Below are 23,123 nucleotides of genomic sequence, written 5' to 3' on the forward strand. Positions count from 1 at the left end.
CACCCTAGTTGTGCCTCAGCCGGACTTCCCCACCTGGTCCGACGTCTCCTCCTCGACCTCGGCCATGGCCGGGTCGAGGAGCCGCGACAGGAAGTGGCGGGTGCGTTCGTGCCGGGGCGCGCCGATGACCCGCTCGGGGGTGCCGTCCTCGACGACCACGCCGCCGTCCATGAAGACGACACGGTCGGCGACCTCACGGGCGAAGGTCATCTCGTGGGTGACGACCATCATCGTCATGCCCTCGTCGGCGAGCATCCGCATCACCGCGAGCACGTCGCCGACCAGTTCGGGGTCGAGCGCCGAGGTGGGCTCGTCGAACAGCATCACCTCGGGGCCCATGGCGAGCGCCCGGGCGATGGCGACGCGCTGCTGCTGGCCGCCGGAGAGGGAGGAGGGGTAGGCGTCCGCCTTCTCGGCGAGGCCGACCCGCTCCAGATTCCGCGCGGCGACCTCCGCGGCCTCCGCCTTGCCGCGCCGCAGCACGCGGCGCTGCGGCAGCGTGAGGTTCTCGGTGACGGTCAGGTGCGGGAACAGGTTGAACTGCTGGAACACCATGCCGATACGGCGACGTACGGCGTCGATGTCGACGTCCGGGTCGGTCAGCTCGGTGCCGCCGACGAAGACCTGGCCCTCGCTGGGCTCCTCCAGGAGGTTCACGCAGCGCAGGAGGGTGGACTTGCCGGACCCGGACGGGCCGATGACGCAGACCACCTCGCCCTGGCCGATCTCCAGGTCGATGCCGCGCAGCACGTGGTTGTCGCCGAACGACTTGTGCAGTCCGCTGACGCGGATCTCGGGGCGGCTCATCTGACGGCCTCCTGGGCCTTGGCCTCCATGCGGCGCACGACGAAGCCGAGCGGGACGGTGATCAGCAGGTAGCACAGGCCGGCCACCAGGATGGGCGTGGAGTTGGCGGTCTGGCTGGCCAGGTCGCGGCCGTACTTGGACAGCTCGCGCTCCTCCAGGGTGACGCCCAGGAACAGCACCAGCGAGGAGTCCTTGAACAGCAGGACCAGCTCGTTGGTGAGCGGCGGCAGGATGATCCGGAAGGCCTGCGGGATGATGATCGACACCATGGCGCGGCCGGGCGAGAAGCCCAGCGAGCGGGCCGCCTCCATCTGTCCCTTGGGCACGGCCTGGATGCCGGCCCGGATGGTCTCCGCCATGTAGGCGGCGGCCACCAGACCGAGCGCGAGGGCGACCTTGCCGTACGTCCCGCCGATGATCTCCGTGCCGGGGAAGGCGAGCGGGACGGCGACGCCGATGAAGATGAAGATCAGCAGGGCGGGCAGGCCGCGGAAGATCTCGATGTAGACGCCGGCCAGCCAGCGGTAGGGGCCGACGGACGACAGCCGCATCAGGGCGAGGACCATGCCGAGCGCCAGCCCGACGCCGAAGCCGGTCACCGTGTAGAGGACGGTGTTCTTCAGCGCGAGCGTGATGACCTCGGGGAACATCCGCTCGGCGATCTCGGCCTGCGCGAACTGGTTCTGCAGCCGTCCCCAGTCGGCCGTGACGCCGAAGGCGGTCACGGCCGCGACGAACACGGCGTACTGGATGCCGCGCGACAGGCTGCGCTTCTGCCGCCGGGTCATGCCCTTCCGCCTGGGCTGGAGGGGCGTCTTCTCCGTGTCGGCCATGAGGTCAGGAGGCGGCCGGCGAGGCGGCGGACTCGTCGTACGGGCCGATCCACTGCTCGTACAGCTTCTTGTACGTGCCGTCGGCCTTGGCGTCCGCGAGCGCCTTGTTCACGGCCTCGCGCAGGGCGGTGTTGCCCTTCTTGACCGTGAAGCCGTACTGCTCGCCCGTGTCGATCTGCTCGGCGACCTCGAAGGCGTCGGCGTTGGCCTTGTCCTTCAGCCAGCCCTGGACGACGGGGTAGTCGATGACGACGGCCTTGACCTGGCCGGTGCGCAGGCCGTTGAGGACGGCGTCGGAGGACTCGAAGGAGACCGGGTCGAAGCCCTCGCCCTTGACGTAGTCCTCGCCGGTGGTCTGCGCCTGGGCGCCCAGCTTGACGTTCTTCGCCTTCACGTCGGCGAGGGAGCCGACGCCGCTGTCCCTGTCGACGAGGACGGCCTGCGTGGCGTTGAAGTACGGGTCGGAGAAGTCGACGTTCTTCTTACGCTCCTCGGTGATGGTCATACCGGCCGCGGCCAGGTCGCACTCGCCGGAGTTGAGGAAGGCGCCGGTCTTGAAGTTCTCGAACGGCGTGTCGACGATCTGCTGCTTCACACCGAGGTCGTCGGCGACCAGGTCGATCAGGGCGACGTCGAAGCCCTGCACCTTGCCGTCGATCTCCGACTGGAACGGCGGGTAGGGCAGGTGGGTGCAGGTGGTGAGCTGCCCCGCCTTGACGAGTTCGACCCCGCCGGCGGTCGTGGACCCGCCGCCTCCGTCGTCGGTGGACGTGCAGGCGGCGAGGAGCGTCATCCCGGCCGTCGCGGTGGCGGCAACCAGGACCCGGGTCCTGCGGCCGAGAAACGTGTGCACGAGGGGCCTCCTGTGAGCGAACGAGAAGTTCCGATTATAAGGAGACGTTTGAGGACCTCAAACCAATCGGAGGAGGATTACGCCGTTCGGCCTCCGATCGTCCGCCCGCGCGCCGGCCGCTCCTCCGCCCGGACGCCGACGGCCCGGACCGCGGCAAGCGGTCCGGGCCGTCGGACGGCGGGGTGCGCGGAAGGCCGTGCGCCTACCTGTTGGCGAAGGCGTCCCGCAGCCGCATCTCGTTGAACTGGTTCCCGTCGTAGTCGTCCGAGTACGTGAGGGACAGCCGGCCGCCGGGCGCCAGGGTGACCGCGGGGCCACCCTGTCCGCCGCCCGAGACGACGTTCATCCGCAGCGCCGGGAGACGTCCGGTGGTGCTGCCGTCGGCGTTGTGGCCGCGGGCCCACACGTCGTCGAGGCCGTCGACGAAGGCCTCCTTCCACGCCACCACGAAGTCACCGGCGTCGGAGACGGCCACGTCCGGGTCGGTCTGGGGGCCGATCGGCCGGTCGCCCGGCACCTCCGTCGAGTCCGGCGTGGTGCGCGCCTCGGCGCCGCCGGGTGCGCCGGCCGCCGAGAAGGTCCGGTGGTACACCCGCTCCTGGCGGACCACCGTGCCGCTGCCGGTGGTGTACTCGTCCGCCCACGCGGCCACGATCCGGCCGTCGCCGGTCACCGCGACCGCGGGCCGGGTCTGCTGGCCGTCGGTGAGCGTGTTGGCGACCTTGCGGGCCACCGCGAAGCCGCCCGAGGTGTTCAGCGTGGCCAGGCCGATGTTGAGCCCGCCGTTGCCGTCGGCGTCCTCCTCCCACACGACCGTCGCCCGGCCGGAGTCGTCGACGGCCACGTCCGGGCGGCGGTTGGAGCCGGCGGCGCCGGCGTTGATGGTGCTGACCTGCACGTCCTGGTAGCGCAGGGCGCCGGTCCCGGACCAGCTCGCGGCGTGCACCTGGTTGAGGGTGGACCCGTCGGCCGTGGACTCCCACGCCACCGCGTAGGAGCCGTCCGGGGCGACGGCGACGGTCGGGCGGAGCTGGTCGCCGTCGCCCGAGGCGTGCGGACGCGGCAGCGTGGTCACGGTTCCGTCCGGGGCGACCTTGCGCACGGCGATGTCACCGTACTTGTTGCCGTCCTCGTCGGCGGTCCACACGACGACCGCGTTGCCGTTCGCGTCGACGCCCACGTCGGGCTTCTGGTGGGACCAGGTGGCGTTGGTGCCGCTGGTGCTGAGCTTCTTCTCGCTCCACAGCGGCACGCCGTCCTTGTACATGCGGAGGTACACGTCGGTGCCGAGCTCGGAGTCCGAGGAGTCGTGGCGGTCGCCCTCCTCGTAGACCACCGCGGTCCAGGTGGCCGAGGCGGTGCCGCCGGAGGCGACCGCGCTGTAGTGCTGGTCCCCCTCGGCCTTGGTGTTGACCCGCGAGTAGTGCTGGGCGGTGGAGCCGTAGACGGTGGCGTCGATGTCGTACGTGCCCTGGCGCACCGCGTTGAAGTTGTCGACGTACGCCTGGTAGATCCCCGGGTCGTCGATCCTCAGCAGCGTCTCGTCGTTGCGCTGGAGCGCGCCCTTGGTCCAGTTGTGCGAGCCGGTGAAGACATGCCGGACCTGGGTGCCGTCGGCCTTCTGCCACTCGGTGAGCAGGTACTTGGAGTGGGTGGTGCCGCGGTTGCAGGTGATGGCCGAGTAGCGGCAGCCGCCGGGGCGGTTGGCGTACACGGGGATGTCCAGGCCGGTGAGCTCGTTGACCCCGGCGTTGTCGCCGTCGCCGTTGGGGTCGCTCAGGTCCCGGCCGTTGATCTCGACGGCGCACCCGGCCGCCCTCTTGGCCGCCAGCGCGGTGTAGATCGCGGGCCGCGAGCTGCGCTCGTCGAGCTCGGCCGCGGAGATCCGGATGCGGCCGTCGCGGGCGCAGTCGACGTCGTCGATGAAGGAGGCGACGATGTCGGCGTTGCCGTAGTGCGAGGCGTCGGACGAGGTGTCGCGCGGGAAGAAGAACGCCTCCACCGGGGCGTCCGGGTCGCTCGTCGTGTGGTCGTACGTGGTGTGCAGGCTGTCGCCGGCGTGCTTGACCTGGTCCTGGAAGTGCGCGATGTACCGCGCGGCGAGCGTCGCGTTGCCGGAGACCACCAGCGCGTTGTTCAGTTCGCCGGACTGGGAGAGGGCGATGTTCTGCGAGCTCTGCCAGACCACGTTCTTCCGCCCGTCGTCCAGGGCGGTGAAGACGAAGTACTTGTCGTGGTTGATGGCGTTGACGTCGTCGGGGCCGTTGCCGAGACAGCTGTTGGTGCACCACGTCCAGGTGGAGCCGTTCTTCAGCTCGGCGGCGGTGAACGGGGTGCTGCTGGGCTCGTTGCGCTTCTCCGAGACCATGCGGAGGGTGACCCCGCGGTCCTGCGCCTCGAGCATCTTGGCCTTCAGCTCGGCGAGCCCGAACCAGTACATCCCCATGTAGACGGTGGAGCCCGGTGCCGCCCGGTCGACCAGACCGGCGAGGTCGTTGAGGATCGAGTGGTCGAGCGTGGTGCTGCCCGGCTTGGTGTAGTTGAACACCGCCTTGTAGTCGCCGGACGTGACGTCCGCGGCCTGGGCGGTGGTGGGGGCCAGCAGGGAGAGGCCCAGCAGGGCGGGCAGGGCGAGGGAGCCGGCGAGCCGTATTCGTCTTCGCACGTGAGCGCTTTCTCGAGATCGATGTCCTGGAGCTGGGGCGTCAGGCTAGTCATCCGGCGTCCAAGATCAAAGCGGTCCCTCGGACATCCTGCGGGGCGGTCCTCCCGGGCGGTCCCTCCCGTGCGGTCCGGAGGGAGGGGTTAGGCTCGCTGGCGCCGTACCGCGATCCTGAGCGAAAGAGCACCACCGTGACGAACCTCCTCCTGGACCTGCCCCCGCTGAGCGCCGCGCGCTTCGCCTCGATCGAGGACCGGGTGGCACGGCTGCTGGGCACCGGGCAGGACGTGGTGATCACCCAGGGCGAGGCGCTGCTGCCGCTGGAGGGCGCGATCCGTGCGACGGCCGGGCCCGGGACGACCGCGCTGAACGTCATCACCGGCCCCTACGGGCAGACCTTCGGCGACTGGCTGCGGGACTGCGGCGCCACCGTCGTCGACCTGACGGTGCCGTTCCACACGGCGGTGACCGCCGAGCAGGTGCGGGAGGCCTTCGCCGAGCACCCGGAGATCGACTTCGTGTCGCTGGTGCACGCCGAGGCGGCCACCGGCAACACCAACCCGGTCGCCGCGATCGGCGAGGTCGTGCGGGAGCACGGGGCGCTGTTCTACCTGGACGCGGTCGCCTCGGTGGGCGCGGAGCCCGTGCTGCCGGACGCCTGGGGTGTGGACCTGTGCGTGATCGGGGCGCAGAAGGCGATGGGCGGGCCCGCCGGGGTGTCGGCGGTCTCGGTGAGCGAGCGCGCCTGGGCCCGCATGGCGGCGAACCCGAACGCGCCGCGCCGCTCCTACCTCTCCCTTCTGGACTGGAAGGAGCGCTGGATCGACGGCGGCCGCACGACGCTGCTGCACGCCCCGGCGCAGCTGGAGATGCTCGCGCTGGAGGCCTGCGTGGAGCGGATCGAGACGGAGGGCCTGGAGTCGGTGATGGCGCGGCACGCCTCGGCGGCCGCCGCGACCCGGGCGGGTGCGTCGGCGCTCGGCGGCGGGATCGCGCCGTACGTGCACGACGCGGCGGACGCGGCGCCGGTCGCCACGACCCTGCGGGCGCCGTCCGGCACGAACGCCTCGGAGCTGGTCGCCCGCGCCCTGGCCGCCGACCCGGACCTCCCGCTCGCGGCGGGCGGCGGCGCCCTGGCCCGCGAGATGATCCGCGTCAACCACTACGGCCCTGACGCCACCCGCGGCACGGTCCGCGCCTGCCTGACGGCGCTGGCGACGGCCCTGAAGGACGCGGGCCTCTCCGTCGACCTCCCCGCGGCCCTGACGGCGGCGGAGCAGGCCTGGCGATAGTCAGGGACTCGCGCCCCGCACCCCCTGAGGGACGGCGGGCGGTTCGCCGGCCCTCAGGGGGTGCGGTCCGCCGGCCGGCCCCGGCTCCCGCGGGTCCGCGACACCCTGACGGCCCCCGAGGCCCGGGCCTGCGGGGTCCCGCGGCAGGCGCATCCGGGCGCGCGGCCCGCTGTCCGTCGGAGCCACGGCCGCCGTCTCGACGCGTTCCAGCTCCGCGTCGCCGGAACACGTTCGCCGCCCCGCGAAGGGCGCTCGTCGCCCGGGTCCGCCCGCTGACGGCCGCGACCGACCGGCAGGACCCCGCCGCGCGGCTCACCCCGGCCGGAACCGAGCGGTGGGCCCCGATACGGGGCCGGCCTCGTGTCATCCTGCCCCCATGCCCGCCGACGCCTCCTCGCCCCGGCCCGACACCGACACCCTTCGCCTCCCCGACGGGCGGCCCGTCCCCCTGTTCGCCGGGGACGAGCGGGCCATGCTCGAGAGCTGGCTGGACTACCACCGCGCCACGCTCGCGCTGAAGTGCGCGGGGCTGGACGACGCGCAGGTGCGCACCGCGGCGGCCGAGCCGTCGGCGCTGACCCTGCTGGGTCTTGTGCAGCACATGGCCGAGGTGGAGCGGAACTGGTTCCAGCGGATCGCCGCCGGCCTGGACGTGCCGCCGGTGTACGAGGACGGGACCGGGTTCGCGCTCGACCCGGCGCGCGGGATGGACGAGGCGCTCGCCGTGTGGCGGCGGGAGACCGCCCGGGGGCGGGAGCTGTGCGCCGGGCGCCCTCTGGACGGCGCCGGAAGGATCGCCGACGGTCCGCTGGCGGGCACGGAGGTCAGCCTGCGCTGGGTGCTGATCCATCTGATCGAGGAGTACGCCCGCCACAACGGTCACGCCGATCTCCTGCGGGAGCGCATCGACGGGGCGACCGGCGCGTAAATTCCGGGGGATTATCGAAATCCCTCGCACAGATACTCCCGCGACATTCTCCGGCTTATTTCCCTATTACTCTGCAGAGCAGCTTCCCGTCCTCTTCTGCCCGCTCTCCCGGACCCTAAACACCCCAATCCGAGAAGCGGTCACCGGGCGATTCCCGGCGCGGTCACGGGAGTTACACAGATGTGACCGGTTCCACATCACGCCCGATTCATCCCGTTCCGTCCCGCACGAAACGGAACATTCCGCCGACAGCTCGCGCGGACCTACCCGCACGCGCGATAACACATGACACGCTCGTACGTAACCCCGCAGGACGATGCAATTTTGAATTTACCTCGGTAAGTTCAATTCGCATGACTGCCGCACAAGCAGACCTGCAAATCGACCGCCCGACCGTGGCGGACGGAGCCGTGCTGTGGCGGATAGCCAGGGACTCGAAGGTCCTCGACCTGAACTCGTCGTACAGCTATCTGCTGTGGTGCCGTGACTTCGCCGCCACCTCGGCCGTCGCCCGCGACGAGCGCGGAGAGCCCGTCGGCTTCATCACCGGCTACCTCCGCCCGGACAGCCCGCGCACCCTGCTGGTCTGGCAGGTCGCCGTAGACGAGGCGTACCGCGGCCGGGGCCTGGCCGCCGCCATGCTCGACGGACTGGCCGCCCGGACCGCCGCGGAGCACGGCGTGGACACCGTGGAGACCACCGTCGCTCCCGGCAACACCGCCTCCGAGCGCCTGTTCACCGCGTTCGCGGAGCGCCACGGCGCCCTGCTGGAGCGCGAGGTGCTCTTCGGCACCGGAGACTTCCCCGACGGACCGCACGAGCCCGAGGTCCTCCACCGCATCGGGCCGCTCGCCCTCTGACGGGCCGGCCCGTCCCCCCGATCTTCCGACTCCCTCTGACTTCCCACGCCACCGAGGAGCGATTCGTCGTGACCATCACCCAGCCCGACCTCAGCGTCTTCGAGACCCTCGAGTCCGAGGTGCGCAGCTACTGCCGCGGCTGGCCCACCGTCTTCGACCGTGCGCACGGCAGCCGCATGTACGACGAGGACGGCCATGAGTACCTCGACTTCTTCGCCGGAGCCGGTTCACTCAACTACGGCCACAACAACCCCGTCCTGAAACGCGCCCTGATCGACTACCTGGAGCGGGACGGCGTCACCCACGGCCTCGACATGTCGACGACGGCCAAGCGCGCGTTCCTGGAGACCTTCCAGAACGCGATCCTGCGCCCCCGCGACCTGCCGTACAAGGTCATGTTCCCGGGCCCGACGGGCACCAACGCCGTGGAGTCCGCGCTGAAGCTGGCGCGGAAGGTGAAGGGCCGCGAGTCCGTGGTGTCGTTCACCAACGCCTTCCACGGCATGTCGCTGGGCTCGCTCGCCGTGACCGGCAACGCCTTCAAGCGGGCCGGCGCGGGCGTCCCGCTGGTGCACGGCACGCCGATGCCGTTCGACAACTACTTCGACGGCCAGGTCCCGGACTTCCTGTGGTTCGAGCGCATCCTGGAGGACCAGGGCTCGGGCCTCAACAAGCCGGCGGCCGTGATCGTCGAGACCGTGCAGGGCGAGGGCGGCATCAACGTGGCCCGGCCCGAGTGGCTGCGCGCCCTGGCCGAGCTGTGCGAGCGCCAGGACATGCTGCTCATCGTCGACGACATCCAGATGGGCTGCGGCCGCACCGGCGCGTTCTTCTCCTTCGAGGAGGCGGGCATCACGCCGGACATCGTCACCGTCTCCAAGTCGATCAGCGGCTACGGGCTGCCCATGGCGCTCACCCTGTTCAAGCCGGAGCTGGACGTCTGGGAGCCGGGCGAGCACAACGGCACGTTCCGCGGCAACAACCCCGCGTTCGTGACGGCCACCGCCGCCCTGGAGGCGTACTGGGCGGACGGCTCCGCGATGGAGAAGCAGACCCGTCAGCGCGGCGAGCAGGTGGAGCAGGCGATGATCGCCATCACCGAGGAGAACCTCGCCGACGTCAAGGAGTACCGCGGCCGCGGCCTGGTGTGGGGTCTGGAGTTCCACGACAAGGAGCGCGCCGGCCGGGTCGCCAAGCGCGCCTTCGAGCTCGGTCTGCTGATCGAGACGTCCGGCCCGGAGAGCGAGGTCGTCAAGCTGCTCCCCGCCCTGACCATCACCCCGGACGAGCTGGACGAGGGCCTCAGGGTCCTCGCCCGCGCCGTCCGTGAGACCGCCTGAAGCACACACCCCAGCCGAGGAGGCATCGCAACACCGTGATCGTCCGTTCGTTCAAGGAGATCGAAGGCACCGACCGGCACGTGAAATCGGCGTCCGGCACGTGGGAGAGCAAGCGCATCGTCCTCGCCAAGGAGAAGGTCGGCTTCTCCGTGCACGAGACGATCCTGTACGCGGGCACGGAGACGGACATGTGGTACGCGAACCACATCGAGGCCGTCGTCTGCACCAAGGGCGACGCCGAGCTGACCGACCGCGAGACCGGCAAGACGTACCACATCACGCCCGGCACCATGTACCTCCTCGACGGCCATGAGCGGCACACGCTCAAGGTCAAGGAGGACTTCCACTGCATCTGTGTCTTCAACCCGCCCGTGACCGGACGGGAGGACCACGACGAGAACGGCGTCTACCCGCTGCTCACCGAGGAGGTGTGAGTCACCGTGACCACGACCACGCACGTCACCGATCTCTACCCGACCCGCGGTGCCACCGAGGTGGTCACCCCGCGCCAGGACCCGGTCGTCTGGGGCTCCCCGGACACGCCCGGTCCTGTCTCGGCGGGTGACCTCCAGGCGCTGGACCGCGACGGCTTCCTGACCGTCGACCAGCTGATCGGCCCGGACGAGGTCGAGGTCTACAAGCGCGAGCTGGACCGGCTGGTCGGCGACCCGGCGATCCGCGCGGACGAGCGCTCGATCGTCGAGCCGAAGTCCCAGGAGATCCGCTCGGTCTTCGAGGTGCACAAGATCAGCGAGGTGTTCGCCCGGCTCGTGCGCGACGAGCGGGTCGTCGGGCGGGCCCGGCAGATCCTCGGCTCGGACGTGTACGTCCACCAGTCGCGGATCAACGTCAAGCCCGGCTTCGGCGCGAGCGGCTTCTACTGGCACTCGGACTTCGAGACCTGGCACGCCGAGGACGGCCTGCCGAACATGCGCACCATCTCGGTCTCGATCGCGCTCACCGAGAACTACGACACCAACGGCGGTCTGATGATTATGCCGGGGTCGCACAAGACGTTCCTCGGCTGCGCGGGCGCCACCCCGAAGGACAACTACAAGAAGTCCCTGCAGATGCAGGACGCGGGGACGCCGTCCGACGAGGCGCTGACCAAGATGGCGTCGGAGTACGGCATCAAGCTGTTCACCGGCAAGGCGGGCTCGGCGACCTGGTTCGACTGCAACTGCATGCACGGCTCCGGCGACAACATCACGCCGTATCCGCGCAGCAACGTGTTCATCGTGTTCAACAGCGTCGAGAACGCGGCGGTCGACCCCTTCGCCGCCCCGATCCGCCGCCCCGAGTTCATCGGGGCGCGGGACTTCACTCCCGTCCGATGAGTCCCTCCCCCCTGCCGGGGGTCCGGGGGTCGTCCCCCGGAGGACACAGCATCGGGGCGCGGGACTTCACTCCCGTCCGATGAGTCCCTCCCCCTGCCGGGGGTCCGGGGGTCGTCCCCCGGAGGACACAGCATCGGGGCGCGGGACTTCACGCCGGTGAAGTAGGGACACGCACGGCGGTGACGTGAGCGCACCGCCTCACCGACTGCGGGCCGGGCCTCCTCGTGTGGGACAAGGAGGCGCCGGCCCGCTGCCGTGCGCTCAGCCGGACAGCGCGTCGAGCAGCCGGTCCACGTCGGCGGCCGTGTTGTAGAGGTGGAACGACGCCCGCAGGTTGCCGGCGCGGTTCGACACCTCGACGCCCGCCCGCGACAGCTCCGGCTGCATCCGCCCCAGCCCCGGCACGGACACGATGGGCGAGCCGGGCGCGGGCACGGGCTCGTGGCCCAGCGCGGCGAGCCCCGCGCGGAAGCGGTCGGCGAGGGCGAGGTCGTGGGCGCGGACGGCGTCCACGCCGATCTCCTCGAGCAGGGTGAGCGACGCCCGCAGGCCCGCGTAGCTGAACAGCGCGGGGGTGGTGTCGAACCGCCGTGCGCTGTGGGCGAGTTCGGCGACCGGGCCGTAGCAGCTGCCCCACGGGTCCTCCCCCGCGGTCCAGCCGGCCTGCACCGGGACCAGGTCGCCGAAGTCCTCGGGGACGGTGAGGAAGGCGGCGCCGTGCACGCCCAGCAGCCACTTGAAGGTGATGGCGACGCCGTAGTCGTACGCGCCGGCCTCCACCGGCAGCCAGCCCGCCGCCTGGGAGAAGTCGACGTAGGTGCGCGCCCCGTGGGAGCGGGCCGCCTCGCGCAGCGCGGGCAGGTCGGCGATCCGGCCGTCGGCGGACTGCGCGGCGCTGACCGCGACCAGGGCGGTGCCCGGCCGCACGGCGTCGGCCAGCCCCTCCAGCGGCGCGGACCGCACCTTGAGGTCGCCGCGCGCGTGGAAGGGGTTGAGCACGGAGGTGAAGTCGTCCTCGGCGGTGAGGACGTCGGCGCCCGGCGGCAGGGACGCGGCGACCAGCGAGGAGTACAGGGCGACGGTCGCCCCGGCCGCCACCCGCTCGACGGGCACGCCGGCCAGCCGGGCGTACGCGGCGCGGCACGCCTCGACGTCGGCGAACAGCGGGTCGAGCGGGCGCCCCTCCGCGCGCAGCCGGACGGCCGCGTCGAGCGCGGCCACGGTCCGGGCGGGCAGCAGGGCGCTGCTCGCGGTGTTCAGATAGGTGTTCTTCGGGGTGAACTCGGCGCGGACGAGGCTCTCGAAGGTCTCCATGGGACCACTCTGCGACCCCGTCGCGCCCCCGTCCATCGCAGATTTCTGCGCGGTACCGCCAAGGGTTACTTATACGTCCGCGCCGGCCTGCGTGTTCTCCCGCGGGGGCACCGCGCACCCGTCGGGTCCGCAGGCGTCGGCGTCCGCGGCGCCGTCGACGAGGGTCAGCGGCGCGCGCTCGCCCCAGGCCTGGGTGAGCGCGCGGGTGAAGACCTCGGCGGGCTGGGCGCCGGAGACGCCGTACTTCCGGTCGAGCACGAAGAACGGCACCCCGCGCGCGCCGAGCCGCGCGGCGTCCTGCTCGTCGGCGCGGACCTCGGCGGCGTACGCCTCCGGGTCGGCCAGCACCGCGCGGGCCGCCTCGGTGTCGAGGCCGGCCGCGCCGGCGAGCTCGACGAGCCGCTCGTCGTCGCCGAACAGGGAGCGTTCCTCGGCGAAGTTGGCCCGGTAGAGGAGGTCGAGCAGCCGCTCCTGGCGGCCGTGCTCGCGGGCGAAGTGCAGCAGGCGGTGCATGTCGAAGGTGCCGCCGTGGTCGCGGCCCCGGGTGCGGTAGGGCAGGCCCTCGGCGGCGGCCTGGGCGCCCAGGTTGTCCTCGCCGGCCTCGGCCTGCGCCTGGCTCATGCCGTACTTCTTGGTGAGCATCGTGAGCACGGGCTCGACGTCGTCCTTGGCGCGGCCCGGGTCGAGCTCGAAGGAGCGGTGGACCACCTCGACCCCGTCACGGTGCGGGAAGGAGGCCAGCGCCTTCTCGAAGCGGGCTTTTCCGACATAGCACCAGGGGCAGGCGATGTCGCTCCAGATCTCGACGCGCATGGGCGGGCTCTCTCCAGGGTTTCGGCACGGCTGCGGAGACGTCCCCCGCGACCGGATGAACGTTCAAGCAACCGCCGGCATTCCCCGGTCGTGGCACGGTCCTCGCTCAGCTGCCGTCGCGCAGGTCCGGCGGCCAGTGCAGCCGGTACTCGATGTGGTCGAAGGTCACCACGCACCCCTCCCCCATCGGCGACTGGGTCGCGAACCCGACCAGGGCCGCCCCCGTCTCCTTCTCGTCGCCGAGGGTGAACAGCCGGACGAAGGTCCACTGCTTGCCGTCGCGGGAGGCGTGGAAGGCGAAGGCGCGCCCGGTGCGGCTCACCCGCAGCCAGACCGTCTTGCCGTCCACGGTGAAGGAGTTGGCGTCGTCGGAGTGGCCCCGGGTGACGACCGTGCAGACGGTGGGCACGTCCGGGGAGTACTCCAGGCAGAGCTTGGCCCAGGCGCGCTCCCCGACGTGGACGTACAGCACCCCGGCGTCGAAGGAGCCGGCGAAGCCCACCGTGACCCGGGCGATCAGCTGGAAGTCGCCCTCGGGGGCGCCGAGCAGCCGGGGCGCGTCAGCGGCGGACTCCAGGGACTCGCCGGTGGGCGGCACGAAGCGGTCCTGCCGTGGTCCGGCCCATCCGGTGAGGACGCCGTCCTCGTAGGACCAGGAGCCGTCGGGGCCGTAGGTCCGCAGCCGGAAGGGGAGTTCGGGTATGTCCAGGTCCATGGCGGGATTCTCCCAGGAGCGGCCCCGTCGCGCGCACCCGGTCCCGGTCAGCGGCCCTGGAAGGTGTCCAGGGCGACCGCCTGGGCGACGGCGAGCCGCAGGTCGAGGCCGGGGGCGGTCACCTCGACCAGGTAGCGGTCGCGCAGGCCGGTCTTCCTGTCGACGGTCATCACGGGCTTGCCGTCCGTCCCGAAGTCGAAGTGGTACGGCCAGGCGAACGGCACCAGCTCCAGCGGCAGCCAGTTCCAGGCCCGGCGCAGCACGGCCACGAACCGGTTGCGCTCGCGCCCCACGGCGTCGGGTGCGCCCGGCTGCTCCAGCACCCATGTGGAGCGGACCAGGGAGGTGAAGAACCGCTCGTGGAAGGCGCCGATGGGCTTGCCCTCCGCGTCCAGCACGTCGAAGCCCTCGCCGGGGTCCAGCAGGGTGCGTTCCCTGACGGTGAACGCGACCTGGCTCCTGGAGGCGTCGGTGTGGAAGGTCAGTCCCTCCCTGAGGGAGAACCGCCTCTGCTCGGCGTAGGCGAGGACCCGGCCGTCGGAGCCGTCCGGCGCGGTCTCGGTGACGAGGTACCGGTCGGTCGTGAGGGTGGCCTTCTGCGTGACGGTGAAGCGTCGGCCCGCCCAGGGTCCCGTTGCGTCCACTGCTGCGCTCCCGGTGTCGGTGGAGGGTGTGCCGCCGGCGGAGGTCCGCGCCGGCGCCGCCATCGTCGCCGGGCGGGCCGTGCGGACGCAGTCTCCGGAAGTCGCGGTCCGCAACGACCAAAGGGAACACGGACGTCGACGGCCGCCGTTCACTTTCGTCGTTCGGGGCCGCTACGGACGGAGGATGCCGGCGCCCCGGTGCGGGCCCCTAGGGTCGGGCGCGTGGACATCGCGCAGACCTCTCGCCCCGCCCGTCCCCTGCTGTCCCGGCCGGCCGCCGCCTCGCCCTGGTCCCGCGGCCGGATCGCCGGGGAGACCGTGCTGCTCCTGGTGCTCGCGGGCATCGCGGGAGCGGCGTACGCCACGGAGAGTGGATCGGCCGCCAAGGGCTGGGCGGTGGCCCTGCTCGTCGGGCTGCTCTCGCTGGTCCGGCGGTCGCTGCCCGCCACCGTGCTCGTCGTCTCCTCCGCCCTGGCCGGCTCGGTTCTCGGCGCCGGCCCGCTGCTGATCTACGCGAGCTGGTCGGCGGGCAGCCGCATCAAACGCCCCTGGCGCGCGGTCGGCGCGTACGCCGCCGGGCTGGTGCTGTACGTCGCCGGCGGTCTGCTCGGCGACGGGGGCGAGGAGGCGCTGGAGCTGTCGCTGATGCTGGCGGCGGCGCTGGGCGCGGGCCCCTACCTGGTGCTGGCGGTCGTGCCGGGGCTCGCCTCCCGGTACCGCGCCCAGCGCCGTGACCTGCTGGACGCGCTGCGCCGGCACAACGCCCAGCTGGTGCGCGAGCAGGCGATGGTGGCGCGGCAGGCGCGGCTGCTGGAGCGGCAGCGGATCGCCCAGGACATGCACGACAGCCTCGGCCACCAGCTCGCCCTGATCGCGGTGCACGCGGGGGCGCTGGAGGTGGATCCGGAGCTGAGGGACCGCCAGCGGGAGGGGGTGGGCATCCTCCGGGAGGCCGCCAGGTCGGCGATGCGGGAGCTGCGTGAGGCCGTCGGCATCCTCCGGGACGACGCCGAGGAGCCGTCCGCGCCCGCTCCCGGCCCCGGACCGGAGGCGGCCGGGGCGCCGCCCGCCCGGGGCGCGGCCGGGGTGGACGCGCTGGTCGCGTCGTCGCGGAGCGCGGGCGCTCCGGTGGAGCTGCGCCGCTCGGGCGAGAAGCGGCCGCTCGCCCCGGCCGCGGACCACGCGGTGTACCGCATCGTCCAGGAGGGCCTGACCAACGCGCACAAGCACGCGCCGGGTTCCCCGATCACCGTGGAGCTGCGCTACGAGCCGGACAGCCTGGTGGTGGAGGTGGCCAACGCGCCGGTCCCGGACGGGGCGCCCCCGGCGCCGCCCGCGATCAGCGGGGGCCAGGGCCTGGCGGGGCTGCGGGAACGGGCCCGGCTGGTCGGCGGCATGGTGCACAGCGGCCCCTCCCCCGACGGCGGCTTCCGCCTCGCCGGTGTGCTGCCGTACGGCGACGGCGCCTCACCCGTCGGACGCGAGGACGCGACGTCCGTCGCCGCGGGCCGCGACTTTCGGGGGCAGATCCCGGCGGGCGGCGCGGGCGACGGTGGAGCGGACATCGAACGCTCCGACCCGAAGGAGTACGCCGCCATCATGAGCAGCAAGAAGAACGTCGCCCTGGGGTGCGCCCTCGTCTCCGTCGCCCTCGTCGCCGGCACCGTCGCCCTGCTGGTGTGGGGGGTGGGCAAGCTGATCGACGAGGTGGAGAAGGGCGTCATACCGGCGAGCGTGTACGAGGACGCGCGCATCGGCGACGCGGAGGCGGACCTGCGTGAGAAGTTCCCGGAGGGCGGCTCGCTCCTCACCGACGGCGTGGAGAAGCAGGGCCCGCCGCTGCCCGAGGACGCGGTGTGCGAGCACTTCGTGGACGACGAGAAGGACATCGTGTACCGGTTCTGCTTCCGCGACGGGAAGCTGACCGCCAAGGAGTCCTACCCGCACGTGGTCTGACGGCCGGCCGGCTCCGGTCCCGCGGGGCATCGGGCATGATGGCATGGCTCCGCCATCCGCCCGTCCCACCGCACCGCGCAGGAGGCCGCGTGATCCGGGTCCTGGTCGCCGACGACGAGCCGCTCATCCGGGCCGGCATCAGGATGATCCTCACCTCGGCCGACGACATCGACGTCGTCGCCGAGGCGCGCGACGGCCGTGAGGCGGTGGAGACCGCCCGCTCCACCGCCGTCGACGTGGCGCTGCTGGACATCCAGATGCCGGAGCTGGACGGGCTGACCGCGCTGGCCGAGATCGGCCGGGTCGCGCCCCGGGTGCGGGTGCTGATCCTGACCACGTTCGGGGAGCGGGAGAACGTGCTGCGGGCGCTGGGCCACGGCGGCGCCGGGTTCCTGCTGAAGGACTCCGCGCCGCAGGAGCTGATCCACGCGGTCCGCGCGGCGGCGGCGGGCGACGCCTATCTGTCCCCGGCCGCCACCCGGCACGTGGTGGACACCCTGGCCTCGCCCGCCGCGACCGCGCGCGGCGAGGAGGCGCGCCGCCGGCTGTCCGCGCTCACCGAGCGGGAGCTGCGGGTGCTGGCGCTCCTCGGGGAGGGCCTGTCCAACGCGGACGCCGGGGCCCGGCTGCACATGAGCGAGGCCACGGTGAAGACGTACGTCAGCCGGATCCTGACCAAGCTGGACTGCGACAACCGGGTGCAGGCCGCGCTCCTGGCCCGGGACGCGGGCCTGGAGCCGGCCGGCGGGTGAACAGGGGTCAGTGCTCCAGGCGGCCGTTGAAGCGGCGGGGCAGCCCGAGCGGGTTGTCGTCCTTCAGCTCCGGCGGCAGCAGCGCCTCCGGGGCGCCCTGGTAGACCACGGGCCGCAGCCAGCGCTCGATCGCCGTGCCGCCCACGGACGTGGACGTGGAGGTGGTCGCCGGGTAGGGGCCGCCGTGGTGCTGGGCGGGGGCGACGGCGACACCGGTCGGCCAGCCGTTCACCAGCACGCGGCCCGCCAACGGCGTGAGCTCCCGCACGAGTTCGGCCCCGCGGCCCTGTCCGGCCGCCTCCTCGGAGGACAGGTGCACGGTCGCGGTGAGGTTGCCGGGGAGCCGGGACAGCACCGCCCGCACCTCCGCCTCGTCCGTGTAGCGGGCCACCACGGTGACCGGTCCGAAGCACTCCTCCAGCAGCAGGTCGTGCGCGCCCTCGCGGGTCAGCCGCTCCGCCGGGACGGTGAGGAAGCCGGCGCTGACGGTGTGCTCGCCGCCCGCGCCCGCGGTCACCGGGGACTCCACCTCCGGGAGCCGGGTGCGTTCGGTGACCCCGGCGAGGAAGTTGTCGCGCATGCGGTGGTCGAGCAGGACACCGGGGTCGGTGTCGCTGACCGCGTCCGTCAGGGACTTCAGCAGCGCGTCGCCGGCCGCGGAGGCCGGGGCGAGCACCAGGCCCGGCTTCACGCAGAACTGGCCGACGCCCAGCGTCATCGAGCCGGCCAGTCCGGCGCCGATCGCCTCGCCGCGCTCGGCGGCGGCGGCCTCGGTGACCAGGACCGGGTTGAGGGAGCCGAGTTCGCCGTGGAACGGGATGGGGACGGGCCGGGCGGCGGCCTCGTCGAACAGGGCGCGGCCGCCGCGGACCGAGCCGGTGAAACCGGCCGCCGCGACCATCGGGTGCCGGATCAGCTCGATGCCGGCGTCGAAGCCGTGCACCAGGCCGAGCACGCCGTCGGGGACCTGGTGCCGGGCTGCGGCCCGCCGGATCACCTTGGCGACCAGCTCCGACAGGGCGGGGTGGTCGGGGTGGGCCTTGACGACGACGGGGCAGCCGGCCGCCAGGGCGCTCGCGGTGTCGCCGCCGGCCACGGAGAAGGCGAACGGGAAGTTGGACGCCGAGTACACGGCGACCACGCCCAGCGGGATCTTGTAGCGGCGCAGGTCGGGGACGGGCGGGGTGGCGGTGTCGTCGGGGTGGTCGATGACGACGTCGAGGAAGGCGCCCTCCTCGACGATGCCGGCGAAGGCGCGCAGCTGGTAGCAGGTGCGGGCGAGTTCGCCGGTGAGGCGGACCGGGCCGAGCGCGGTCTCGGCGTCGGCGGCCTCGACGAGCCGGTCGCGGGCGGCTTCCAGTTCGTCGGCGGCGGACCGCAGGAAGGCGGCGCGGACGGTGCGGTCGGTCAGCGCCTCGCGTGCGGCGTGGGCTGCCCGGACGGCGGCGTCCACCTCCTGGGCTGTGGCCTCCACCGCAACCTGTTCACGCTGCTTCCCGGTTCGGGGGTCGACACTCCAGACTGGTGATGCTGCCACCGCGGGTCCCTCCACTTGAATGCCGCATGCAATGCCGCAGTATGTACGTCACCCACGGCGGTGTTCGATATACTGAACACTGTCTCTGTGGGTGAATGCGCTTCGGAGACTATTTCCCGGCGAACGAAGGGGTCAAGGGCGATGTCGGCTGGCGAGACGGGCGGCGGGGCGCAGGTCAAGTCCGCGGTACGGACCGTTGAACTGCTCGAATACTTCGCCGGACGCCCCGGGATGCACTCCCTGGCCGCGGTCCAGGAGGCCGTCGGCTACCCCAAGTCCAGCCTGTACATGCTGCTGCGCACGCTCGTCGACCTCGGTTGGGTGGAGACGGACGCGACGGGCACGCGGTACGGCATCGGCGTGCGGGCGCTGCTGGTGGGCACCTCGTACATCGACGGGGACGAGGTCGTCGCGGCCGCCCGGCCCACGCTGGACCGGCTCTCCGACGACACCACCGAGACGATCCACCTGGCGCGTCTCGACGGCACCAACGTCGTCTACCTCGCGACCCGTCAGTCCCAGCACTACCTGCGCCCCTTCACCCGCGTCGGGCGCCGGCTGCCCGCGCACTCCACGTCGCTGGGCAAGGCGCTGCTCAGCACGTACACGGACGAGCAGGTGCGCAAGATGCTCCCCGAGACGCTGCCCGCGCTCACCGAGAACACCATCACCGACCGGGAGAAGCTCATCGAGGAGCTGCACCAGGTGCGGGAGCAGGGCTTCGCCGTGGACCGCGAGGAGAACACCCTGGGCCTGCGCTGCTTCGGCGTGGCGATCCCCTACCGCACGCCCGCCCGGGACGCCATCAGCTGCTCGGTGCCGGTGGCCCGGCTCACCCCCGCCCACGAACAGATGGTGAAGGACGCCCTGTTCGACGCCCGCGACCGGCTGACCCTGGCCACCCGGAGGCTCTGACCCGTGGACATCGCCCTGCGCCCGGTGCACGACAGCGACCTGGCCGTCTTCTTCCGGCAGACGAACGACCCGGAGTCGGTGCGGATGGCCGCCTTCACGCCCGAGAACCCGGCCGACCGTGACCGCTTCGAGGCGAAGTGGGCGCACATCCGCAGCTCCCCGGAGATCGTGGCGCGCACGGTGCTCGCGGACGGCGACGTGGTGGGCTCCGCGTCCGTCTACGGCGAGGCGGGCGAGCGCGAGGTGACGTACTGGATCGACCGGGCCTACTGGGGCAAGGGCATCGCCACGGCCGCGCTGCGCGCCCTGCTGACGGAGGTGACCGAGCGCCCGCTGTACGCGCGCGTGGCCGCCGACAACGCGGGCTCGCTGCGGGTGCTGCGCACGTGCGGCTTCGAGGTCACCGGCACGGCGAGGGCGTACGCGCCGGGCCGGGGCGAGGAGACCGACGAACTGGTGCTGGCGCTGGAAAACTGACCTGTCCCTCCCCCTGGGCCGACTCGTCCCTCCCCCGGGCGGCGGAGGCGGATCGTCGCCGCGCACGATGTGAGGGCGGGCGCCCGCGCGGGAGCGTGGACGCATGCCCCAGACACCGACCACGCCCTTTCCTCCCCGCTCCCGCAGGCTGCTGCGTGCCGTCGCCGTGGCGGCCTGCCTGCCGTACCTCGGCCTCAAGACCGCCTGGGTGGCGGGAAGTCACCTCGGCATCCCGGCCGGCAGCCCGCTGCTGGACGACCGTGTCGCGCTGGCCGCAGCCAACGCGCTGACGATCCTGATGGACGGCGCGGTGATCGTGCTCGTGCTGCTGCTGACCCGGCCGTGGGGCCGCGCGGTGCCCGCCTGGCTGCTCGCGGCGCCGATGTGGGTGGCGACGGGCCTGCTGGCGCCGATCATGGCCGGCTATCCCCTCCAGCTCCTGGTGGGCGCCCTCGACGGCGGCGCCGGGAGCGGCGGGGGTGACGGCCGGCCCTTCCTGGAGGGCTGGGTGTTCGCCGTCGTGTACGGCGGCTTCATCGTGCAGGGCCTCGCACTGGGCGCCCTGTTCGTGCTGTACGCCCGGGACCGCTGGGGGCACCTGTGGCGCGGCCGCACGGCGGGCCTGTGCGCCGGTGCGACGGGGCGGCCCGGGCAGCGGGCCCTGGCGGCCGCGGCCTTGGTCCTGGTCCTGTTCCCGCTGACGCTGCGGGCGGTGTGGGCCTGCGGCGGCACCGTCGGGCTCACCGCGGACGCCGCCGCGGACCGGGGCGCCGACGCCCAGGTGCTGGAGGGCGTGTACGTCGTCTTCCTGCTGGCCGCGGTCGCCGGGGCGTGGGCGCTCGTCCCCCGGCGGGCTCCCGGGCCGCCGGTGCGGGTGCCGCTGGCCGCCGCGCTCGTCGGGTCCGCCGCCGTGGCCTGCTGGGGCGGCTGGATGACGGCCGCCGCCCTGCTCGCGCCGGGAGATCCCGCCGACCGCCCGACGGACCTGATGCTGCTGACCTACGCTGGCCAGATGACCGTCGGGCTGCTCGTCGCCGCCGTCTGCGTCCGCTTCCTCGCGGGGCGGTCGGCGCGGCTCCCGGCGGCATGACGGCCCTGCTGCGGCCGCTGTTCGGGCGGCAGGCACGGCTGCGCTGGGTCCATCTGGTGCTGGGCGGCGCACTCGCCATGCCGTACGTCCTGGTCGGCACGGTGGTCGTCGGCCCGGTGGCCGGTTCGACGGACGGTCAGGTCTTCACCTCGCTCACGATGCAGCTCGCCTCGTTCGCCGTGGGGCTGCCCCTCGCCGTCGCCACCTCCCTGTTCCCGCTGACCCGGCCGCTGGAGGGGGCGGCGGTGCGCTGGCTGTGCGGGGTGCCCGCGGACCGGCTCGCCGAGGGGCCCGCCCGCGGCCGGGCGGCCAAGGGCCGTACGGCGCTGTGGTTCGCACTGCATCTGACGTCCGGCGCGGTCGTCGCCGGCATGTCGCTGGCGCTGCCGCCGTTCGCCGCCGTGCTGATCGCCCTGCCGTTCGTCCCGGCCTGGCGGGACCCCCGGCTGGGGCTGCCGGAGATCCTCGGCCACGGGTGGGGTCAGGCGCTCGCCCCCGTCGCGGGCGTGGTGTCGCTGTTGGCGCTGGCGGGCTGCGCGGCGGGGGCGGGCGCGCTGCTCGCCCGCTGGGCGCCGGCGCTGCTGGGCCCGTCCCCCGAGGAGCGGCTCGCCGCCGCCGAGGCCCGGGCCGCCGATCTCGCCCTGCGCAACCGCCTGGCGCGTGAACTGCACGACTCGGTGGGGCACGCGCTGAGCGCGGTGACCCTGCAGGCGAGCGCCGCCCGCCGGGTCCTCGGCAGCGACCAGGAGTTCGTGCGCGAGGCGCTCGCGGCGATCGAGGAGACCACCCGGCGCACGGTCGGCGAACTCGACACGGTGCTCGGCGTGCTGCGCGACGGCGACACCCCCGACGCGGCCCCGGCGCCCACGCTCGCCGCCGACCTGGACGGCCTGCTGCGCCGCACCCGGGCCGCCGGGCAGCCGGTGACGGCCACGGTGGACGCGCCGCTGAAGGCCCTCCCTCCGGTGCTGTCCCGCGAGGCGTACCGCATCGTCCAGGAGGGGCTGACCAACGCGCTGCGGCACGCCGGCGCCGGGGTCACGGTGGCCGTGCGCGTCGTCCTGCGCGACGGGCACCTGGAGATCGGCGTCGACAACCCCCTCGCGGCCTCCGCCGCCACCCGCGGCGGCGGCGGGCACGGCCTGGACGGCATCCGGTCCCGCTCCCGTCTGCTGGGCGGCACGGCGCGGGCCGGCCCGGTCGACGGCCTCTGGCGTCTTCGCGTACGGCTGCCCGTCCCCCGCCCGCCCGCCTCCCCCTGACGAGGAACCCTCATGACCGTTCCCGCCCCGATCCGTGTCGTCCTCGCCGACGACGAACGCATGGTCCGCTCCGCCCTGCGAGCCATCCTGTCCGCCGAGCCGGATCTCGAGGTGGCCGGCGAGGCCGCCACGGGGGCGGAGGCGGTGGCCGTGGTGCGGGAACTGCGGCCGGACGTGGTGCTGATGGACGTGCGGATGCCGGGGACCGACGGCATCCGCGCCACCGAGACGATCCTCGCCGGTCCGGGCGAGCCGCCGCGGATCGTCGTCGTCACCACCTTCGAGAACGACGCCTACGTGTACGACGCGCTGCGGGCGGGCGCCGCAGGGTTCCTCCTGAAGCGGGCGGAGGCCGACGCGCTGGTCGGGGCGGTGCGGCTGGTGGCGCGCAGCGACACGCTGCTGTTCCCGGAGGCGGTGCGGGCCCTCGCCGCCGAGCACGCGCGCGCCCGTCCCGCGCCGCCCGCGTGGGTGGGACGGCTGACGGGGCGCGAGCGCGAGGTGCTGCGGCACATGGCGGGCGGGCTGACCAACGCGGAGATCGCCGGGCGTCTGGGCGTGGGCGCCGCGACCGTGAAGACGCACGTGGCGTCGGTGCTGGCCAAGACGGGCGCCCGGGACCGCACGCAGGCCGTGGTCGCCGCCTACGAGGCGGGCTTCCTCGGCGGCAGGTGAGCGGGTTCACGCCGATCGGGGGCCTGTATGAACACACGATGAGAATCCGGGCGGACGGGAA

22 protein-coding genes are annotated in these 23,123 nt (G+C 73.0%); 13 read left to right on the plus strand and 9 right to left on the minus strand.

The annotated features are described in order from the left end of the window. Positions 1 to 15: 15 nt before the first annotated feature. The 4 genes from ACP7TJ_RS06970 to ACP7TJ_RS06985 form a co-directional block, all read right to left on the minus strand. The gene (locus ACP7TJ_RS06970; protein ID WP_266396093.1) at positions 16 to 807 is read right to left on the minus strand and encodes an amino acid ABC transporter ATP-binding protein; all 792 of its coding nucleotides are present in this window, start codon (positions 805 to 807) and stop codon (positions 16 to 18) included. Beyond that, on the minus strand, positions 804 to 1,640 hold the full coding sequence (locus ACP7TJ_RS06975) for an amino acid ABC transporter permease (protein WP_193459981.1): 837 nt from the start codon (positions 1,638 to 1,640) through the stop codon (positions 804 to 806). The genes ACP7TJ_RS06970 and ACP7TJ_RS06975 overlap by 4 nt, the downstream gene beginning before the upstream one ends. 4 nt (positions 1,641 to 1,644) lie before the next feature. Continuing rightward, positions 1,645 to 2,493, minus strand: coding sequence for an ABC transporter substrate-binding protein (locus ACP7TJ_RS06980; RefSeq protein ID WP_093767622.1), 849 nt, complete (start codon positions 2,491 to 2,493; stop codon positions 1,645 to 1,647). A gap of 202 nt (positions 2,494 to 2,695) precedes the next feature. Then, positions 2,696 to 5,158: a phospholipase D-like domain-containing protein gene (locus ACP7TJ_RS06985; protein WP_367491446.1), complete on the minus strand. Its 2,463-nt coding sequence runs from the start codon at positions 5,156 to 5,158 to the stop codon at positions 2,696 to 2,698. A gap of 188 nt (positions 5,159 to 5,346) precedes the next feature. Here ACP7TJ_RS06985 and ACP7TJ_RS06990 point away from each other — a divergent pair, with 188 nt between their 5' ends. The 6 genes from ACP7TJ_RS06990 (at position 5,347) to thpD (ending at position 10,912) form a co-directional block, all read left to right on the plus strand. Beyond that, the gene (locus ACP7TJ_RS06990) at positions 5,347 to 6,447 is read left to right on the plus strand and encodes a pyridoxal-phosphate-dependent aminotransferase family protein (protein ID WP_093767620.1); all 1,101 of its coding nucleotides are present in this window, start codon (positions 5,347 to 5,349) and stop codon (positions 6,445 to 6,447) included. Positions 6,448 to 6,823: 376 nt separating this feature from the next. Next, on the plus strand, positions 6,824 to 7,375 hold the full coding sequence (locus ACP7TJ_RS06995; RefSeq protein ID WP_167744930.1) for a DinB family protein: 552 nt from the start codon (positions 6,824 to 6,826) through the stop codon (positions 7,373 to 7,375). Between the two features lie 353 nt (positions 7,376 to 7,728). Beyond that, positions 7,729 to 8,235 (plus strand): diaminobutyrate acetyltransferase, encoded by a 507-nt coding sequence (gene ectA, locus ACP7TJ_RS07000; RefSeq protein ID WP_093767618.1) that lies wholly within the window; start codon positions 7,729 to 7,731, stop codon positions 8,233 to 8,235. A 68-nt stretch (positions 8,236 to 8,303) separates the two neighbouring features. Beyond that, positions 8,304 to 9,575 carry a diaminobutyrate--2-oxoglutarate transaminase gene (gene ectB, locus ACP7TJ_RS07005; protein ID WP_093767617.1) on the plus strand — a complete coding sequence of 424 codons (1,272 nt, stop codon included), beginning with the start codon at positions 8,304 to 8,306 and terminating at the stop codon, positions 9,573 to 9,575. A gap of 35 nt (positions 9,576 to 9,610) precedes the next feature. Next, entirely contained in the window at positions 9,611 to 10,009 is a 399-nt protein-coding gene (locus tag ACP7TJ_RS07010) for an ectoine synthase (RefSeq protein ID WP_004932953.1), read from the plus strand. Positions 10,010 to 10,015: 6 nt separating this feature from the next. Next, positions 10,016 to 10,912, plus strand: a complete 897-nt coding sequence (gene thpD, locus ACP7TJ_RS07015; RefSeq protein WP_093767616.1) for an ectoine hydroxylase — start codon at positions 10,016 to 10,018, stop codon at positions 10,910 to 10,912. Between the two features lie 261 nt (positions 10,913 to 11,173). Here thpD and ACP7TJ_RS07020 read toward each other — a convergent pair whose 3' ends face one another. The 4 genes from ACP7TJ_RS07020 to ACP7TJ_RS07035 form a co-directional block, all read right to left on the minus strand. Then, positions 11,174 to 12,226, minus strand: coding sequence for an aminotransferase class V-fold PLP-dependent enzyme (locus tag ACP7TJ_RS07020; RefSeq protein WP_367425331.1), 1,053 nt, complete (start codon positions 12,224 to 12,226; stop codon positions 11,174 to 11,176). Between the two features lie 69 nt (positions 12,227 to 12,295). Next, positions 12,296 to 13,039: a DsbA family oxidoreductase gene (locus ACP7TJ_RS07025; RefSeq protein WP_189911637.1), complete on the minus strand. Its 744-nt coding sequence runs from the start codon at positions 13,037 to 13,039 to the stop codon at positions 12,296 to 12,298. Positions 13,040 to 13,145: 106 nt separating this feature from the next. Beyond that, positions 13,146 to 13,754 (minus strand): DUF1349 domain-containing protein, encoded by a 609-nt coding sequence (locus ACP7TJ_RS07030; protein ID WP_093767613.1) that lies wholly within the window; start codon positions 13,752 to 13,754, stop codon positions 13,146 to 13,148. Positions 13,755 to 13,801: 47 nt separating this feature from the next. Continuing rightward, complete coding sequence (locus tag ACP7TJ_RS07035) at positions 13,802 to 14,398, minus strand: hypothetical protein (protein WP_427762482.1); 597 nt, start codon at positions 14,396 to 14,398, stop codon at positions 13,802 to 13,804. A 222-nt stretch (positions 14,399 to 14,620) separates the two neighbouring features. Between ACP7TJ_RS07035 and ACP7TJ_RS07040 the strand changes: the two genes are divergently transcribed. Next, on the plus strand, positions 14,621 to 16,354 hold the full coding sequence (locus ACP7TJ_RS07040) for a sensor histidine kinase (protein ID WP_427762484.1): 1,734 nt from the start codon (positions 14,621 to 14,623) through the stop codon (positions 16,352 to 16,354). 89 nt (positions 16,355 to 16,443) lie between these two features. Continuing rightward, entirely contained in the window at positions 16,444 to 17,106 is a 663-nt protein-coding gene (locus tag ACP7TJ_RS07045; protein WP_093767610.1) for a response regulator transcription factor, read from the plus strand. 7 nt (positions 17,107 to 17,113) lie between these two features. Here ACP7TJ_RS07045 and ACP7TJ_RS07050 read toward each other — a convergent pair whose 3' ends face one another. Next, a complete protein-coding gene (locus tag ACP7TJ_RS07050) occupies positions 17,114 to 18,643 on the minus strand; it encodes an aldehyde dehydrogenase (NADP(+)) (RefSeq protein ID WP_093767609.1) in 1,530 nt (509 codons plus the stop codon). Positions 18,644 to 18,784: 141 nt separating this feature from the next. Here ACP7TJ_RS07050 and ACP7TJ_RS07055 point away from each other — a divergent pair, with 141 nt between their 5' ends. The 5 genes from ACP7TJ_RS07055 (at position 18,785) to ACP7TJ_RS07075 (ending at position 23,062) form a co-directional block, all read left to right on the plus strand. After that, positions 18,785 to 19,558, plus strand: coding sequence for an IclR family transcriptional regulator (locus ACP7TJ_RS07055; protein WP_004989734.1), 774 nt, complete (start codon positions 18,785 to 18,787; stop codon positions 19,556 to 19,558). Between the two features lie 3 nt (positions 19,559 to 19,561). After that, a complete protein-coding gene (locus ACP7TJ_RS07060; protein ID WP_387618149.1) occupies positions 19,562 to 20,035 on the plus strand; it encodes a GNAT family N-acetyltransferase in 474 nt (157 codons plus the stop codon). Between the two features lie 103 nt (positions 20,036 to 20,138). Then, positions 20,139 to 21,125, plus strand: coding sequence for a hypothetical protein (locus ACP7TJ_RS07065; RefSeq protein WP_401626002.1), 987 nt, complete (start codon positions 20,139 to 20,141; stop codon positions 21,123 to 21,125). Further along, positions 21,122 to 22,387, plus strand: a complete 1,266-nt coding sequence (locus ACP7TJ_RS07070) for a sensor histidine kinase (RefSeq protein WP_427762488.1) — start codon at positions 21,122 to 21,124, stop codon at positions 22,385 to 22,387. Before ACP7TJ_RS07065 ends, ACP7TJ_RS07070 begins: the two co-directional genes overlap by 4 nt. 12 nt (positions 22,388 to 22,399) lie before the next feature. Then, positions 22,400 to 23,062 (plus strand): response regulator, encoded by a 663-nt coding sequence (locus tag ACP7TJ_RS07075; protein ID WP_093767605.1) that lies wholly within the window; start codon positions 22,400 to 22,402, stop codon positions 23,060 to 23,062. Positions 23,063 to 23,123 lie beyond the last annotated feature (61 nt).

Origin of the sequence: Streptomyces sp. DSM 41931 (genome assembly GCF_050271085.1) — a bacterium.
Lineage (GTDB): Bacteria > Actinomycetota > Actinomycetes > Streptomycetales > Streptomycetaceae > Streptomyces > Streptomyces albogriseolus.